General features: G+C 43.0%; 15 protein-coding genes. 9 read left to right on the forward strand and 6 right to left on the reverse strand.

Annotation, left to right across the window (positions count from 1 at the left end; all coding sequences use genetic code 11):
* Nucleotides 1–148 precede the first annotated feature (148 nt).
* Together mnmC and LEP1GSC060_RS02780 are read right to left on the reverse strand one after the other, a co-directional pair.
* A complete protein-coding gene (gene mnmC / locus LEP1GSC060_RS02775) occupies nt 149–2,119 on the reverse strand; it encodes a bifunctional tRNA (5-methylaminomethyl-2-thiouridine)(34)-methyltransferase MnmC2/FAD-dependent 5-carboxymethylaminomethyl-2-thiouridine(34) oxidoreductase MnmC1 (protein ID WP_002995804.1) in 1,971 nt (656 codons plus the stop codon).
* Nucleotides 2,119–3,135: an LIC10647 family lipoprotein gene (locus tag LEP1GSC060_RS02780; protein ID WP_002995666.1), complete on the reverse strand. Its 1,017-nt coding sequence runs from the start codon at nt 3,133–3,135 to the stop codon at nt 2,119–2,121. The genes mnmC and LEP1GSC060_RS02780 overlap by 1 nt, the downstream gene beginning before the upstream one ends.
* A 109-nt stretch (nt 3,136–3,244) precedes the next feature.
* On the opposite strand from LEP1GSC060_RS02780, the gene dusA reads away from it, so the two are divergent.
* The gene (gene dusA, locus LEP1GSC060_RS02785; RefSeq protein WP_002995640.1) at nt 3,245–4,267 is read left to right on the forward strand and encodes a tRNA dihydrouridine(20/20a) synthase DusA; all 1,023 of its coding nucleotides are present in this window, start codon (nt 3,245–3,247) and stop codon (nt 4,265–4,267) included.
* 154 nt (nt 4,268–4,421) lie between these two features.
* On the opposite strand, the gene LEP1GSC060_RS02790 is transcribed toward dusA, so the two are convergent.
* The 4 genes from LEP1GSC060_RS02790 to LEP1GSC060_RS20475 all read right to left on the reverse strand — a co-directional run bounded on the left by LEP1GSC060_RS02790 (nt 4,422) and on the right by LEP1GSC060_RS20475 (nt 7,243).
* Nucleotides 4,422–4,754, reverse strand: a complete 333-nt coding sequence (locus LEP1GSC060_RS02790) for a leucine-rich repeat domain-containing protein (protein ID WP_002995642.1) — start codon at nt 4,752–4,754, stop codon at nt 4,422–4,424.
* A 429-nt stretch (nt 4,755–5,183) separates the two neighbouring features.
* Nucleotides 5,184–6,050: a hypothetical protein gene (locus LEP1GSC060_RS02800; RefSeq protein ID WP_002995704.1), complete on the reverse strand. Its 867-nt coding sequence runs from the start codon at nt 6,048–6,050 to the stop codon at nt 5,184–5,186.
* The gene (locus LEP1GSC060_RS02805) at nt 6,019–6,540 is read right to left on the reverse strand and encodes an ImmA/IrrE family metallo-endopeptidase (protein WP_002995717.1); all 522 of its coding nucleotides are present in this window, start codon (nt 6,538–6,540) and stop codon (nt 6,019–6,021) included. Before LEP1GSC060_RS02805 ends, LEP1GSC060_RS02800 begins: the two co-directional genes overlap by 32 nt.
* Nucleotides 6,541–7,057: 517 nt before the next feature.
* Nucleotides 7,058–7,243, reverse strand: coding sequence for a hypothetical protein (locus LEP1GSC060_RS20475; protein WP_002995659.1), 186 nt, complete (start codon nt 7,241–7,243; stop codon nt 7,058–7,060).
* On the opposite strand from LEP1GSC060_RS20475, the gene LEP1GSC060_RS02815 reads away from it, so the two are divergent.
* The 8 genes from LEP1GSC060_RS02815 (at nt 7,178) to LEP1GSC060_RS02850 (ending at nt 14,914) form a co-directional block, all read left to right on the forward strand.
* Entirely contained in the window at nt 7,178–8,680 is a 1,503-nt protein-coding gene (locus LEP1GSC060_RS02815) for a cellulose synthase family protein (protein ID WP_338041942.1), read from the forward strand. The genes LEP1GSC060_RS20475 and LEP1GSC060_RS02815 overlap by 66 nt on opposite strands.
* A gap of 118 nt (nt 8,681–8,798) precedes the next feature.
* Nucleotides 8,799–9,080: a hypothetical protein gene (locus LEP1GSC060_RS02820; protein WP_004459036.1), complete on the forward strand. Its 282-nt coding sequence runs from the start codon at nt 8,799–8,801 to the stop codon at nt 9,078–9,080.
* A gap of 6 nt (nt 9,081–9,086) precedes the next feature.
* A complete protein-coding gene (locus LEP1GSC060_RS02825) occupies nt 9,087–10,247 on the forward strand; it encodes a hypothetical protein (protein WP_002995682.1) in 1,161 nt (386 codons plus the stop codon).
* The gene (locus LEP1GSC060_RS02830; protein WP_002995733.1) at nt 10,240–11,145 is read left to right on the forward strand and encodes a hypothetical protein; all 906 of its coding nucleotides are present in this window, start codon (nt 10,240–10,242) and stop codon (nt 11,143–11,145) included. Before LEP1GSC060_RS02825 ends, LEP1GSC060_RS02830 begins: the two co-directional genes overlap by 8 nt.
* Nucleotides 11,146–11,218: 73 nt before the next feature.
* Complete coding sequence (locus LEP1GSC060_RS02835) at nt 11,219–11,680, forward strand: PTS sugar transporter subunit IIA (protein ID WP_002995715.1); 462 nt, start codon at nt 11,219–11,221, stop codon at nt 11,678–11,680.
* A 2-nt stretch (nt 11,681–11,682) separates the two neighbouring features.
* Nucleotides 11,683–12,576: an ABC transporter permease subunit gene (locus LEP1GSC060_RS02840; protein WP_002995754.1), complete on the forward strand. Its 894-nt coding sequence runs from the start codon at nt 11,683–11,685 to the stop codon at nt 12,574–12,576.
* Nucleotides 12,573–13,334 (forward strand): ABC transporter permease, encoded by a 762-nt coding sequence (locus tag LEP1GSC060_RS02845; protein WP_036095239.1) that lies wholly within the window; start codon nt 12,573–12,575, stop codon nt 13,332–13,334. The genes LEP1GSC060_RS02840 and LEP1GSC060_RS02845 overlap by 4 nt, the downstream gene beginning before the upstream one ends.
* Nucleotides 13,331–14,914, forward strand: coding sequence for a PEGA domain-containing protein (locus LEP1GSC060_RS02850; RefSeq protein ID WP_002995665.1), 1,584 nt, complete (start codon nt 13,331–13,333; stop codon nt 14,912–14,914). The genes LEP1GSC060_RS02845 and LEP1GSC060_RS02850 overlap by 4 nt, the downstream gene beginning before the upstream one ends.
* Nucleotides 14,915–15,178: the final 264 nt, after the last annotated feature.

Raw genomic sequence — 15,178 nt, forward strand, 5'->3', positions numbered from 1 at the left:
GCGACGCGGAACGCGGCCGCAAAGCGGCCGGAGCGGAAGCGTAGTCGCGAAAGAGCTCGGTCCTTTCGATCGTAGATCGAAAGGAGGCGCCCATCAAACGATTCTAATAACCCTTAACACGCTTTCCCTTTTTGTACGTCGACTTGTGTTACTTCCGAATCTTTCGATAGAGGAATCTTGCCGGATGCAAAAATTCCAAGACGGAGGATTCGACGGGAGCGGGTTCGCCCAGTATCAAAGACGCAAGAATCTCCGCACCTAAAAAAGAACTCAAAATTCCCCTCGAACCCAAACCTCCGAAAACGTAAAGGCCCGGGATCGTTTTGAGGTTTGGAAACGATCGGTTTCGATTTCGAGGCAAATCGATTTCTTTGTAGCTTTCTCGAAATTTTTTCGGATCGAAGACCGGACCGATGATCGGAAACCGATCCGGAGTTTGCGCTCTAAATCCCACCGTTTCGAAAAGAACGGAACGGAGGTCGAAGTTTAAAGTAGGGTATTTGGTTTGAGCGTATTGTAAAAGTCGGTCCGTATCTTTTTTTTGAGGAGTTGGATCCGGATCGAACTCGTCGAACGTGGAACCTAAAACGTGTTCTCCTCGAATGGAAGGGGTCAGATAGTGTTCCGCGCAAAGAATGTTCGTAATACGGGAGGAATTTTCGGTTTCCTTTAAGGATAAAAGTTGTCCCCGAACTTTTTTGATCGGAAACGGTTCTTCTCCCAATAGGGAAAATAGAAGTTCTCCCATCGCATGAGAATTACAGAATATAATAGAATTTGCAAGTACTTTGCGATCGGATTCCTTGAGACCGACTTTCCAATCGGTCCGGTTTTCCGGAAAGGACGTTTCGATTCTTTCGACCGAGTTTACCGTTCCTTGGATAAATTCGATTCCGGGTCGATCGGCGCATCGTTTGGCGATCGATCCGGGTCGGGTCCAAAAACCTTTCGGGAAAAAAACTCCCGGTTCGTTTCCGCAAAAGTTTTTTTTCCGAAAATCGGAGTCGATCGACTTCCAAGATACGATCTCTTCGGAGAGTTTATGGTTTTCCATACTCTTTTGCAGTCGTTCCGAACTCATCTCTTCCGTTACACTGTGAAACAATCCGGTTTTTCCGAATTGATTTTCGTCCGCAAACGAGGAAAGAAAGGAAACCGCGTATCGAAAGGCGCGTAATGTGAACAAGCTGATCGGTCCCGGAACTTTCGCGAGGTGAGGATGGGATATCGCGATCGGAATTCCCGAGGTTTGATTTGCGATTCCGGAAGGATCGATCAGTAAAACTTGAACTCCTCGTTTTGACAAGGAATACGCAAGGGTCGAACCCGCGATCCCCGCGCCGACGATCGTCGCGGTTTTGATATTTGATTCCGGATAAGAACGTTTGCACCAAGGTTTTTCTTTCGGAATCGATTCTTTCGTTTCCAAAACGGGACCGCAATAACTACCAGCCAACATTTCTCTTTTTCTTCCGAAACCCGGACGTTTTTCCAACGTAAAACCCGCGGAAGATAAGGAATCTCTGACCGTCCTTGCGACCGTAAAAGTGGAAAACGTAGTTCCGACTTTCGAAACGTTTTTTAGATTTTTGAGAATCGATTCTTCCCACATCTCCGGATTTTTAGAAGGAGCAAAACCGTCCAAAAAAATCGCGTCCGCTTTTCCTGAAATTTCGCATAACGCGTCTCCGACGTCTCCCAAAAAAAGAGCGAGATGAATCCTTCCTTCTAAAAATCGAAAATAGTTCATTCCGGGAATCAGGTCTTGATAGGAGGATAAGAATTCCTTTTTGATTTCTTCCAGTTCCGAAAATACGGAAAGCGCTTTTGAAATTTCCTCCCGATTTAGCGGAAATTTTTCAACGGAGATAAAATGGAGTCGAAACCGATCCTTGTGTTCCGCGTATTTTCTCCAGGTAGTAAGGAAGTTGAGTCCCGTGCCGAAACCCAATTCCAGGATACAAAATGAATTTTGAATATTCGAATTTTTCCATCTATTGAGAAGATCGTTTCCTTCTAAAAAAACGTGTTCGGTTTCTTTGAGACCGTTTTCGGGAGAAAAGTATATGTCGTCGAATCGATCGGATACGGGAGTGGAATTGTTTTTCCAGGAAAGCATTAGATTTTCGGCGGTACGGGTTCCGTCGGTTTCGGAGGAGCGGATTCGATTCCGGGACCGCTGTCTTTACGGAGTAAATCTTCCGATGTCGGTCTGGACAATTGAATTTCTTTTCGAACTCCGATTCGGAACGTGTTCATCGTCAGATAAAGATCGTGATAACCTTCTCCGTTGGCGGTCGGCGCCGTTTGGGTGATCGGAGTTTTGCCGAAATTACCGATACTGAGTACGTCTCCCCGTTGATTGCTTTCGTTATTTCCGATACTTGATAATTCCACGTATAAATACAGGTTATAGAAAATCGTATCCTCAAAAAATCTACCTATATTATATTCATATAATGCTTTAAATCCGGCGATTGCCCTTGTCTGGTTCCGTGTGGTGGAAACCCTGAGGCCACTTTCCAAAATGTCAAAGTCGTAGATACTGTAGCCGAGGTTGATTCCGACTCCTAAGTTCCAATTTTGAAGTTCCCAAAAACCCAAGTAGAGAGTCGCGTAGGCTTGATAGTCGATGTACAAATATTCCGCTTTTCTGGCAAAAGGTTCGGGAAGAGGATATACTCCGTATAAGGTTTGTTCTATCAGATTGGAATAGTTTCTTCCGTCGTCCGGGAAGTTGAGAAGATTTCCTCGAAAGGTTCTAGGGGAGGTGATCGTAAAACCGTAAGCGACGTAGTTTAGAAATTTCAAATAACCCGTAAAAGGAAAACCGGGCAATCTTCTCGGAATGGAACCGATCGTATAAAAGGCAACCGATTTTGCCGGATCGTCGTTGACCGGACGATCATTTCTTTCCGGAACTTTTAACCCGCCGTTCGTACGGACGAAGTCTTCCATCGCATTGTATCTAGTAAAAAAATTCAAGCGTGTGGAATCGACTCCTCCCGTAAGGATCACCGTTTCAAAAAAGGATTCGAGAGTTCTACAGGAAGTCATACAACAAATCCATAACGATAGAACGGCGATTCTTTTCAATGCGGACGTTCTGGGTTTTTGATTTTCGGAACTGCGCATTTTCTACTGACATTCTTTTACGATTCACTGCGGATTCCAAGTCCTAATTCTAAAAGAGGATCCTTGACCGAAGGACTTTGTAACAAAATTCTGGTAATCGAATCCGATTATGTCAGAGAAAGGCGCCAAAATTCCAAAACGATATCCGGTTTCGCTCGCTCCGATGATGGATTGGACCGATCGACATTTTCGATATTTTTTAAGACTCATTTCCAAACATACTTTTTTATATACGGAGATGATTCATACCGGGGCCGTCCTTCACGGGGATCGTCGTCGATTTTTATCTTACAGTCCCGAGGAATTACCTCTTGCGATTCAGCTGGGAGGAGACGATCCGAAAGCTCTTGCAGAATCTTCAAAAATCGCGGAAGACTACGGATACACAGAGATCAATCTGAACGTGGGTTGTCCGAGCGATCGAGTGAGAGAAGGAAACTTCGGAGCGTGTTTGATGGAAACTCCGGAGAAGGTCGCCGAACTGGTTTTTGCAATGGACGTTTCGGTTTCGATTCCCGTAACCGTAAAATGTAGAATCGGAATTCCCGGTAAGGAAACATTCGAAGACCTGTGTAGGTTTGTCGAATGTGTTCGCCAAGCGGGTGTTAGGCGGCTTATCGTTCACGCAAGGATCGCGATCTTAGGCGGGCTTTCTCCGGCACAGAACCGTCAAATTCCTCCCTTACGTTATGCGGACGTCGAAACCTTAAAGGAAAAATTTCCAGATCTTTTGATCGAGATCAACGGAGGAATTAAAACTCTTACGTCGATACGGGAAAAACTTAAAAAAAACGACGGAGTGATGATCGGAAGGGCCGCGTATGAAACTCCTTATCTTTTTTCGGAAGTGGATTCCTTGTTTTTTAAGGACGATTCTCCTGCTTTAAGCAGAAGAGAAGTTCTGTTTAGGATGCGGGATTATATCGAAGAAACGGTTTTGAAAGAGAAAAACGTAAAACCGCATCACGCGCTTAGGCACATGTTGGGTTTATTTCATGGAGAGAAAGGCGCTCGTAGTTTTAGAAGAATTCTCACGGAAAGAATGTATTCCGATTATTCGAGCGATCTTTTGTTGCAAGCCGTTCGGGAAATTTCGAACGACACGTTGGATTTGATTTCGGTCGATTACTGATCCCTTCCCGTAATCGAATCATACATCTCTTTCATTATAAAATTAAGCACCGTTAATTTTTATCGCAAAACACTGTTTCAACGCAAAATATCGGGTACTTTATTATATAGCTATGAGTAACATTTTGAGACGTCGGGTCGGGTTTATAAGATATTCATAAAGTTCTATCAATCTCCTCCGCCTTCAAAATCAATCCCACATTCGGAAGTAACTTTCGGATTCGTTCTTTTTCCTGGGAGGAAATCGGATTCGAATCCAATTCCAATCTTTGTAAATTTTTAAGCTGTCCGATTTCTTTGGGGAGAGTCGTAAGTTTTTGAAAACTTAAATCCAATTCATCAACGCTCCGAGGATGTTGGAGTCCCTTCTTTAAATTTTTAAACGGTTTTTGTTTGTTTTCCGCTTCCGCTTGGGAAAGAAAACAAATTAGAACGAAAAGGAATATTACGATTTTTTGAACATATACAAACGTTATCTTAGATTTCATGAAAGATTACCGGACTTGATTTCCTTACTGGAAAGGATGAAAATCCGTTTTTCGGAAACAACTTCTTTTTAAATTCTACGGACTTAAAAGTCGGTCTATTAGAGTTGTTGAAAATTAATTCTCCATTTGTTTCTGTTTCATGGAAATGGACGATTGAAGCGGTTTTGTTAATCATGACTATTGAATTTTTCAACAACTCTATTGAAAACATTACGATTTTCCGACGACCGTCGGATGATTTGGTAAGATTGAATCAAATTTCCACGAGGCTTCGATAGTTTTTCCCCAGCCGGCGGGTCACGTTAACTACTTGAAACGAAGGAGTTCCCACAGAGATCGTTGTTTTATATTATTTTTGCGGTTTTGAACCGTTTTTTCATAGAAAATCTCCGTAAGAGTTCCCACATCCTCGCGTTTTTGAGACGGTCCTCAAGGATTGCCGAAGTTATCCTCTGAAGAAGACAGAATTTGTTCCACTTTCTTGAATTCTTCCTCATACCAATCTGGTTTTTCATTGAATGAAGGATCGTTTTCTAAAAAAGGATGCATAAACGGTTTTCCAGACTCGTCGAGAAAAGATAAACAATATGCGTTTAATTCGTCACTCCGAGTAGGATTTTCATGTTTATTCAGAAGTTGATTCAATGGCTCCTCTTTGGATTTTTCGTTTTTAATCCATATAATAGGGTAAGGTTTATTACCCAAAACTCCCTTGAGCGGTCGCGGTTCTTCTAGATAGAACTTAAAATGAGTATTAGTTGTTCTAGCTAATAGAATCAATACTTCAACGGAAATGACGAATTTTAATTCGGTCGCAAATTTACTGATTCTGAAACCGATATCGATTTGAGGGCCTATATAATCTTTAGTTTCATTTCCATTACTATCGGAAGTGATGATCGCATTGATAACGGGGAAGCCCGCGATCCAGGCACAACCTTTTAACGATAAATTCTTATCCTTTATATGATAAGAATAATTGAAAACCGCTTGGGAAAATGTTTTTACGAGATATTGAACCTCTTTGTGCTGTTTGATTTCACACTCAAAGATCAATTCGTCTCCGAGGGATTTCCATAACTTCGGTATGGGTGGTAAGTTTAGATTTTGAAACAAAGAGGAATTTGTTTCCATTTGATTTAAGAATGTAATAGGAAATTCTTTGTAAAAGGTGGTAAAAAAACGCAACCAATGATTTTGTGATTGGGCTTTATTTTTGTATTCGGTAGAACCAACGATATCCACCGATAAAAACAAGATAACTTTACGACTTGAAAATGGAATCGTAACGGACATCGGCCGCCTTCCGTGAGACTAAAAAATGTGCAGCTACGTAATCCATCTTATGATGCGAAAACTTTTCCACTACATCCCTAAATTCTTGTTCCGGCATCAAGAAGGCGGCAGCGAACCAGTTTGCTTCCCATTCGCAAAGATTGGAACCGCTTCTGGCGGCAACGATTTGCTTTTGGCCTTCCGAAGAATGCAGAAAATAGTGACCTAACTCATGCGTTAAAGAGAAACGATTTCGTAACGGGCCTGTGAAGTTCGAAATATAAATTTCGAAATTATTTTTATCGTACACACGAATGGAAGCATCCTGAGTATCATACCATTCTTCTAAAGATACGTAATAGATCTTACCTCCTAAATCTTGAATTACAGGTTCTAAATCCGTGCCCGCGTGGTATTTTAATTTTTGTGCAATCGATTCAGCCTTTGCAAAAATGGCCTGCTTCGAAAGATGACAAGCTTCGGCTTGAGGAATATTGTTTGAACTTATCATACGATTAGTATTTTTTTGGTTTTAAAAAAATCAAGAAAAAACTGACCTTCTTTCAAAGAAGATCAGTTTTAGATGTCAGGGGATAAGAATTGGGGGAGTTAGGACTTTACGCTTTTGAGTGACTAGTACATGGAGCCGGATATCCACGGAAAGTGTACCGTTTATACGCTAACACCGGTTATATTTAAAACGACGTTTGAGTTTCGGATCGCTCATCGTAGCTACGTTGAGAAACGACGCTTTCGTAAAACTCATACTTCACTTCCTGCCGAATGATTCGAGGAGAATGAAGCGCCTATTTCAATCTAGAAGTAAGGGAAACGCTCTCTAAGTCTCCTTAGGATCGTTCGGCGTGTACAAAAAAAGGGGACGGTGTAACTTTCGTCCCCCCGTCCGTTTCAAAATGAAAATTCGCAGTGGAAGAACACAACCAGGGAGGTTGTTGTCCATCCATTGAAAAGTATCGGCTGTGGGACCTCCCACATTAGGCTTCGGATTAAAAAATAAACGGCCGATTTTAAAAACTAAAAATTTTATGCAGTGCAAAACCTTTGACTTTTAAACCGTAAAATTTTTTCTTGCTATCATTATGTTGACCATCGTAACCGTACTGTTTCTGGCCATCTATGGGATCGACATCGTCGCTCTCTTTTTCTTTGGGATTCATACCTACATCATGGTATATCTCTACAAAAAGAACCATGCCTATTGCGAATCCGAACCGGACAAGATCCTCGATGTCAACGATCCGAACCTGCCCGTTGTTACTGTGCAGCTCCCGATCTTCAACGAATTCTATGTTGTGGATCGATTGATCGAAACCACGGTCGCGCTCAAATATCCGAAAGATAAGCTCGAAATTCAACTTTTGGACGATTCCACGGACGAGACGGTCGAAAAGTCCAGAAATCTCATCAATCATTATAAAGCTCTTGGATTTGATATCCACCACCTTCACAGAGCCGGGGCGGCGCGCACGGGACACAAGGCCGGAGCCCTCGAAGCGGGAATGAAAGTGGCTCGTGGAGAATACATTGCCATCTTCGACGCGGATTTTATGCCCGACCCGGACTTTTTAATCAAAACCGTATCTTATTTTGAAGATCCACAGATCGGAATGGTGCAGGTTCGTTGGGGACATATCAACGCGGACTATAACGTTCTCACCAAGGCGCAGTCCTTCGGAATCGACGGTCACTTTATGATCGAGCAAGTGGCGAGAAACGGTTCTCACCTTTGGATGAACTTCAACGGAACGGCGGGAATCTGGAAAAAGGAATGCATTCTGGATTCCGGCGGATGGGAGCACGACACTCTCACGGAAGACTTCGATCTTTCTTACCGCGCCGAAATGAGAGGTTGGAAATTCCGTTATTTTAAAGATATCGTATGTAAGGCTGAAATTCCAGCCATGATTTCGGCGTATAAATCTCAGCAGTTTCGTTGGTGTAAGGGATCGATCCAAACCGCGGTTAAATTGCTTCCAAGAATTCTTCGTGCGGATCTGCCCTGGAGAATCAAATCCGAGGCGATCGTTCACTTGATCAACTATTCCGTACATCCGTTGATGGTGATCAATATTCTCTTCAGCGCGCCTTTACTTTTGATGGATTATTGGTCCGGATTCAGTTTTTACGACCTTCCGATCGAGATTCTGATGGGTACCGCCGCGATTCTTTCCGTAGGATCCGTGGGTCCGATGATTTTTTACGCGTATTCACAGAAAACTCTCCACAAAGATTGGAAAAGAAGAATGGTTTATCTTCCCGTTCTCATCATGATCGGGACCGGAATTGCGATCGTAAACACGAGAGCCTGGCTCGAAGCGATCCTTGGAATTCAATCCTCTTTCAAACGTACGCCGAAACTCAAAATCGAAAAGAATACGGATGTGTTAAAGGACAGACTGAAATATACGGTTCCCTTGGATTTCCACGTGGTGCTCGAGTTCCTGATGGGATTTTACTGTCTCGGAACCGTGTTTCTTTCTTTCGCACTTGGAAAACCTCAGATCGTAGGATTTTTAGCAATCTACGCGCTCGGATTCTTTTACGTAGGATACTTGTCTTTGAAGGAAGCCGCCTGGAAATTCGGGGCTTCCAAACAAGGATCGACGGACGAGCTTCCCGCGCAGGCATAAACTCGGTCTAACTATAGCAGGGATAAAATCCCTGCCGGGAAGTTCGGGCGCTTGTGCTTGACTTCGCGCTTTTTTCTGAGAAATTGACAAAAAACCGTTACAAGTAATAGGAACCCGAATGAGTGAGAAAGTTTACTGCGCTAATTGCCTGCACTGCGTGACCGTAAGGCAGTATGAATCCGAAGCGGACAAATATATTCTCCGCGTAAAATGTACCAAGAAAAAATGGTCCAAAAGATCCGGAGAAGAAAAGCTCTATAAATATTTTACCGTTGCTCGCCGTATGCAGGTAAACTGTGAATTTTATGAGCCGATGGGTGAAATTCTTCCTTATATCAAAAATCTTAAGAAAGAACTTCCGATCAAAGACGAAATCTACATGGTGAAAACTCTCACCTAAAGAGTTTTGAAGCCCTCCGCTTTTACTCTCAAACCAGGATTGGTCCACGGAAAATTTTCCCGTAAGACCGTCCTGGAAGAACCCTTCACATTATTTCCCGAACCGGGAGCCGTTTATTTAAAAGAATTTCCCACCCGCGTGTATGCAGGCGAGGCGCTTGTAAGGCAATCTGTCGGAACCCTTTTATCTCCGGTGGACGGAATCGCCAGTCTCATTCAAGGGGAACATTCCACAAAAATTAGAATCGTACAAGACGGAAGTTTTCAATTGTCCGGCGAGATTCAAGTCGATCCTTCTTTGAAACTGGAACAAGCCTTGGAAAAAATGGACGAATCGGGACTTGTTTCCCTCGATTTTCCCGATACAACGTTATCCTCTCTTTTTAAGGTATTTCGATCCTCTTTGATCGTTTTTGCTCCGTATACAAAAACTCAACCCTTCGATTTTCGGGGAATTATTTTGGAAGAATGCAAAGAATTGCATATTCAGTTTTTAGAATATATAAAAGCTTGGTTCCCGGAGTCCGTAATTAAGGATTATATCATATCCTCCGTTCCGTTTCGGAAATACGAATATCCCGCCGGTTTTCCGCAATATTTCGTAAAAAAAGCCCTCTCCGAAAAGACATTCCAAAAAGAGAATATTCTTTATCTAGGACCGGAAACCCTCTATCATCTTTACAGGGCCTTATTCAAAAAAATTCCTTACATAGAAAGACATATCAGCATCTATTACGTGGAAAAAAACGGCGGGCTCAAAAAAGAGGAATCTCCGATCAAGTTCAGGGACGGACAGAGTCTCAGTTTTCTACTCCTCGAAAAAAAGAAGGAATATCCGAACTTCACTTTCAATTCCTTTTTCGACGGAGGAGAATTTCATTCTTCCTCCGAGGAATATTTTTTGGATATCTACAAACATCATTCCATCATATTCGTTGCCGGTAAAATCAGGGAATGGAAAGAACTTCCGTGTACCGAATGCGGGGAATGCACTTACAACTGTCCTCTCGAATGTAATCCGATTTCTTTAGTCACGGGACAAGGACGATTTTTTGCAAACGCTTGTATCGAATGCGGGATTTGTACTTTCCTTTGTCCTTCCGGAATTCCTATCAGAGATAAAATTCGAGACGTAAAAAACGGAGCGAGGGAGAATCTTGATGTCTGATTATCTCCTCGTCACAAAGGCCGGTTTTTTGCGTAAGGCCGATCCGTTTTTTCCGGATATTTTGCTCGGACTTTTTTCGTTCGGAGGAATCGTTTTGTTCGGAACCGTTCCATTATGGATTTGTTATGGAATGGTTCTTGCAACTTGTTTTGTATATCAATTTACGATCGTAAAACGTTCGGTTTATCCTTTGAAGTGGATCGTTCATACCGGGATCTATGTTCTTCTTTTGCCGATTCATCCCGGAACGGTCGTCTGGGCGATCCTCGCCGGAATCGTCGGAGTTTTTTTATATTCTCCTTTGGAAAATCGCCTGAGAGTCCAGGTTCCTCTTTCCCTGATTCAACTTCTGATCTTTTTGTTCTTTTATCTTTTACTGCCCACGGTCGATATCTTTTCGGGGACTGCGGGTAGTTTGTCTTTTCGAAACGAATTCATCTCGGATTTATACAGCGTTCTCTCTTTTTCACAGGACGGTTATTCCCCTTGGCGATTTTCCGCTTTGGAAAAGATGGGAGCGTATTCGATTCTTTTTCTGATTCCGGTTTTTTTAAAAAGACCGAATTCGTTTCAAATCCCTTTGATCTTCGCAGCGGGATTGGTTTTAGGAATCGGAAATCTTTTTTTGGAATATTTTCCCGTTATTTTGTCCGCTTGGGTCTCGTTTGCGATTCTTTTTGCCGCGCCGGGAAGAAATTTATATACCGCGTCGATTTACTCTTGGATCGGCGTATTGGGGACCGTAGTCCTATTCTATGTCATCCAGGTTTTAGTCGTTTTTTCCTTACCGCTTTTCACATTTTCCGTTTTCTATTTTTTCATTGAAGCCAGTTTGATCCGTATATTTCTGGGAAGCAGAGTCGATAATTTCGGACAATCGGACCGACTCGAATTGTAGTTAGAATGATGATCGCGTATTGTAACAAACGAAAACCGGAAAATCAAAACCGCAAAGAGTCAGAGGCGCTCCTATGAACCAACTATTGACTCTTCTTCATCCCGAAACCGTCATTTTTAATTTAGAATCCGGAACCAAAGAAGAAGTTATTTCCAAACTTTTGCAGAAGGCAGTCGATACACATCAGATCGAGTCCGAAAATAAGGAAGAAATTTTGGAATCGCTTCTCGCCCGCGAAAAGTCTATGTCCACGGGAATCGGAAGTGGAGTCGCGATTCCTCACTGTTCGGTCAATCTAGTCGACGAACTCAAATGTGTGATGGGACTCAATCCGACCGGAATCGATTTCGATTCGATCGATCATCAACCGGTTCATATTTTCATTCTTCTTATCGTTCCAAAAACCAAATTTCAAGAACACATCAAAACTCTTGCTCAGATCGCAAAAGCCTTAAATGTAAAAGAAGATAGGGAAAAACTCATTCGTTCCGGATCCTTCGAGGAAATCCAAAAAGCCTTTTCTCGGAACGTATAACCGTGAGGGAGGAAATCTCCAGGTTCTTTTTATTTCTGGTCGCGTTGATTTTTTTCTCCGTTCTTTTCGGGCATCTCCGTTCGTTTAACAAGGAATATCTCTACGCCGATTCTTCTTTTTCCAAGGAAGAATCCTTTTTGGAACGGAAATCTTTTGCGTCCCGGTTATTCTCCTTTGTAAAAGGTGTCATAACGTTTCGATCCGGTAAAACCGCTTCGGGAGAATCCGTTTGGAAACATATCTCTTCTAGGGTTCTTCCGACCTTGCACCTCGCGGTTTTTTCCGTAGGCTGGGGAAGTTGTTTAGCGATCGCTTTCGCTCTGATCGGTTCCAAAAAAGAAGAAAGTATTTTTAAGAAGGTTTTCCTTTTTTTGAGCCATTGGATCCTTTCCACTCCCGTTTTTGTGGTCGGAGTTGTTTTACTTCTGGTTTTTTTCGTAGAACTGGAATGGTTTCCTCCGGGGGGTTACGAGTCTTGGAACACTACGTATGTGATTCTTCCGGGAGTCGCTTTGGGTTCCAGGGTTTGGGCGAGGATTTATCAGTTCGCTTTGAGTTTCGCCGAAATCGAATTGAAATCCCCTTATACGAAGATTCTGAGGGCGAGGGGATATTCTAAGAATAGAATATTATGGAATCATATTTTATTAAAAATCCTTCCTCTACTCGCGGTTTTGATCCTGCTCGATTTCAGTTCTCTGCTTTCCGGAGCGATGATCGTGGAGGAGATATTTTTCTTTCCCGGAATCGGTAAGTCCATGTATTACGCGATTCAGACGATGGACTCCGAACTTTTGAGCGCTCTTCTGTTTTATAGCGGCCTTACGTTTTATGTGTTCGGCAGAATTTCACTTCGTTTTCAGGAAAACCTCACGGGTAAGGAGAGTTTTTCTTGATGTCGTTTAACAATTTTCTGAGAGTTTTGTTTATCGCCCTCGCAATGGGTGGAATTCTTTGGAAAAGTCCGCCCACGGACGTTTTTCTGGAGGACAGTTTTTGTTCCGTGACCGTGGATCATCCTTTCGGCTGCGATCGTTTGGGAAGGGATGTTTATAGTCTTTTTTCGTACGGAACCGTTTCGACCCTTCTGTTTTCGCTTCCTGCTCGGATTTTCACTTTGGCTTTCAGTTCTTTGATTTGTCTGTTTCAATACTCCGTCCCGTTTACGGGAAAATGGTTTTTTAATCCGATCTCATCCGTGTTCGTTTCCGTTCCTTCTTTGTTGATCGCACTTCTTACGATTCATGCTTTGGGACAAGGGCCTTCCGTTTTGGTCGTCGCGATTTTATTAGGCGACTGGGCTTTTTCGTACGAAACTCTCCAGAGTAAAATCAGGGAAACGGACGGAAGCGGGTTTGTACTTGCTTCCTCTTTTTTCGGAGCTTCGAGATCGAACGTGTTTCGAAATCATATATTCCCCGCGGCTCTTCCCGTATTGAAAGTTCTATTTACCACAGGATTACCCGGGGTTGTAATGACGCTGGCGCTTTTTAGTTACCTCGGAGTGAGCGCGGGCTCCGATTGGTTCGGTCCGGGCCTTGGAGAACAAATTTCCTTTGCCAGAGACTACGTTTATTCCGCTCCTTTGGCTTTGGCGATGCCTATCTTGGGGATCGTAGGTTTGGTCGCCGCTTTGAACGTGGAAAAACGATGATTAGAGTATCTGCATTTATTTTAATATTAGCGATTTTGAGTATAGGGATTTCGGCGCAGGGAATCGAGGATTATTATCGTTTTCCCGAATCGGGGATGAGGGAAAGAATCACGTTTGAAAAAGAAAGAAAACTCTGCGTATTTCCCCTCAAAAATCAAAACGCGGACCCGAACCTGGATTATTTGAGCAAGGGTTACGGAGGTGTTTTATTTTCGGGTTTAAAAGGACTTTTTCAAATTTTTGATCCGGACGTGATTCCGAAAAGTGTGGAACACGCTTTTGGAAAACCGACGGAAAGAGAAAGATTAAAAAAGGGAGAATGGGACGGAGACATTCTGGAACAAGTGAAGAACTTGAAAGAAACCTCTCCGGAAAAAGATCCGCGTTTTCTGACCTTAAAAACGGAATATATTTCGGAGGAAACTCCGCCCGAAGACAACACTTTGTTTTTATCCGGGATAAAGGCGGGATGTTTTTATCATCTCGCCGGGACATACGAGAAAAAAAACGAATCTCAGATGGAACTCAAACTCGTTTTGAGATCCTCCAAAGACGCTTCTCGAAAAGAATTCCGCGCGAGAACTAGCGTTAGACGCTCTTATCAGGAGTTGGACGGATTGATCGGTGAAATCAAAAGGGAACTGATCGGAAAGAACACGGTTTCGTTTTCCTTTAAATCCGGAAACATGGACGGGGTTCTCGTGTTTTTGGACGGACGTTTTCTCGGTAAAACCCCTTTGCAAAGATCGGATCTTCTTCCCGGAAAACACAAGATCAAATACTATATGGACGGATTTCAGAGCGAAGAAAAAAGGGTTTCGATTCAGGACGGCGGTAGTTTTGAAACGACTCTTTCCAAAACTCCCAAAGACGGATCCATCTCCGTCGTTTCCAATCCGGAAGGCGCCAACGTTTATCTCGGTTCCGAATTTTTAGGCAAAACTCCTTTGACCGACGTTCGAGTCAAAACGGGATACAATCGTCTTCGACTTTCGATGGAAGGCCACGTGGATCTTTTGAAAGGTGTGGAGATCAAAAAGGACGAGGAAACGAAATTGAATCTCGTTTTAAAACCGGGAGACACTATCGACTATTATAAAAATAAACAGAACGTTTTTCTGGATCATTCGTATAACGATTTTTCGATTTATTCCTTATACGGGACTCTTTTATTTTACGTCGGTTATTATTATTTCAATTTAAAGGCGAACGATTTGTACGATCGCGCTCGTAGTCGGGTCAATCTTACGAATCTTTTTTATGCGGCCAACGTGATTCCACAAAACGAGTTTATCGGTTGGTACCTCTATGAGGAAAGAATCATCCGCGAAACGAACTCGGACGCGGGTAAATATCAAAAGCTCTCGGGAAACTTCGGAAGACACGAAGGTTTGACCGGCGGTGTGATGGTTTACGGAATGGCGGCGATGTTGATCTTGGCCGCGACTTTTTATTGGCTCGGTTTGGACGAGGAAACTTTAGACGTGGGAGTCGCACCGAAACGAGTCAATCATCCTTTTCCGATCCCGGGCCAACTCGTCGAGATCGATTCTTACGCGAAGTTCAATTTTAAGTTTTGAGAAGTTCGTTCTAGATATCGGTGAATTGGTTCATGGGGATATCTAAAACGAATTCCTGTCTTTCGGAAAAGTACGGCGCAAAGGATCGATGCGGGGTCAATAAATTTGTGATTCGGTTCCTTTTTGTATCGAAAGAGGATTTGAAATTTATTGACCGGAGCGGAGAGCCTGGTGGTCGGGTTGTTTGAAAAAGATTTTCTTTCGGTTCGAAAAAAGCAACCCGACCATGCGCACGTTTCAAGTGGTTAGTGGCGAGTAGTTAGT

Source organism: Leptospira weilii serovar Ranarum str. ICFT (assembly GCF_000332415.1).
Lineage (GTDB): Bacteria > Spirochaetota > Leptospiria > Leptospirales > Leptospiraceae > Leptospira > Leptospira weilii_A.

Bases quoted from the DNA above. Each gene is read 5' to 3' on its own strand.
- mnmC (WP_002995804.1), bottom strand. From the start codon at position 2,119: ATGCTTTCCTGGAAAAACAATTCCACTCCCGTATCCGATCGATTCGAC.
- LEP1GSC060_RS02780 (WP_002995666.1), bottom strand. From the start codon at position 3,135: ATGCGCAGTTCCGAAAATCAAAAACCCAGAACGTCCGCATTGAAAAGA.
- dusA (WP_002995640.1), top strand. From the start codon at position 3,245: ATGTCAGAGAAAGGCGCCAAAATTCCAAAACGATATCCGGTTTCGCTC.
- LEP1GSC060_RS02790 (WP_002995642.1), bottom strand. From the start codon at position 4,754: ATGAAATCTAAGATAACGTTTGTATATGTTCAAAAAATCGTAATATTC.
- LEP1GSC060_RS02800 (WP_002995704.1), bottom strand. From the start codon at position 6,050: ATGTCCGTTACGATTCCATTTTCAAGTCGTAAAGTTATCTTGTTTTTA.
- LEP1GSC060_RS02805 (WP_002995717.1), bottom strand. From the start codon at position 6,540: ATGATAAGTTCAAACAATATTCCTCAAGCCGAAGCTTGTCATCTTTCG.
- LEP1GSC060_RS20475 (WP_002995659.1), bottom strand. From the start codon at position 7,243: ATGGTTCTTTTTGTAGAGATATACCATGATGTAGGTATGAATCCCAAA.
- LEP1GSC060_RS02820 (WP_004459036.1), top strand. From the start codon at position 8,799: ATGAGTGAGAAAGTTTACTGCGCTAATTGCCTGCACTGCGTGACCGTA.
- LEP1GSC060_RS02830 (WP_002995733.1), top strand. From the start codon at position 10,240: ATGTCTGATTATCTCCTCGTCACAAAGGCCGGTTTTTTGCGTAAGGCC.
- LEP1GSC060_RS02835 (WP_002995715.1), top strand. From the start codon at position 11,219: ATGAACCAACTATTGACTCTTCTTCATCCCGAAACCGTCATTTTTAAT.
- LEP1GSC060_RS02850 (WP_002995665.1), top strand. From the start codon at position 13,331: ATGATTAGAGTATCTGCATTTATTTTAATATTAGCGATTTTGAGTATA.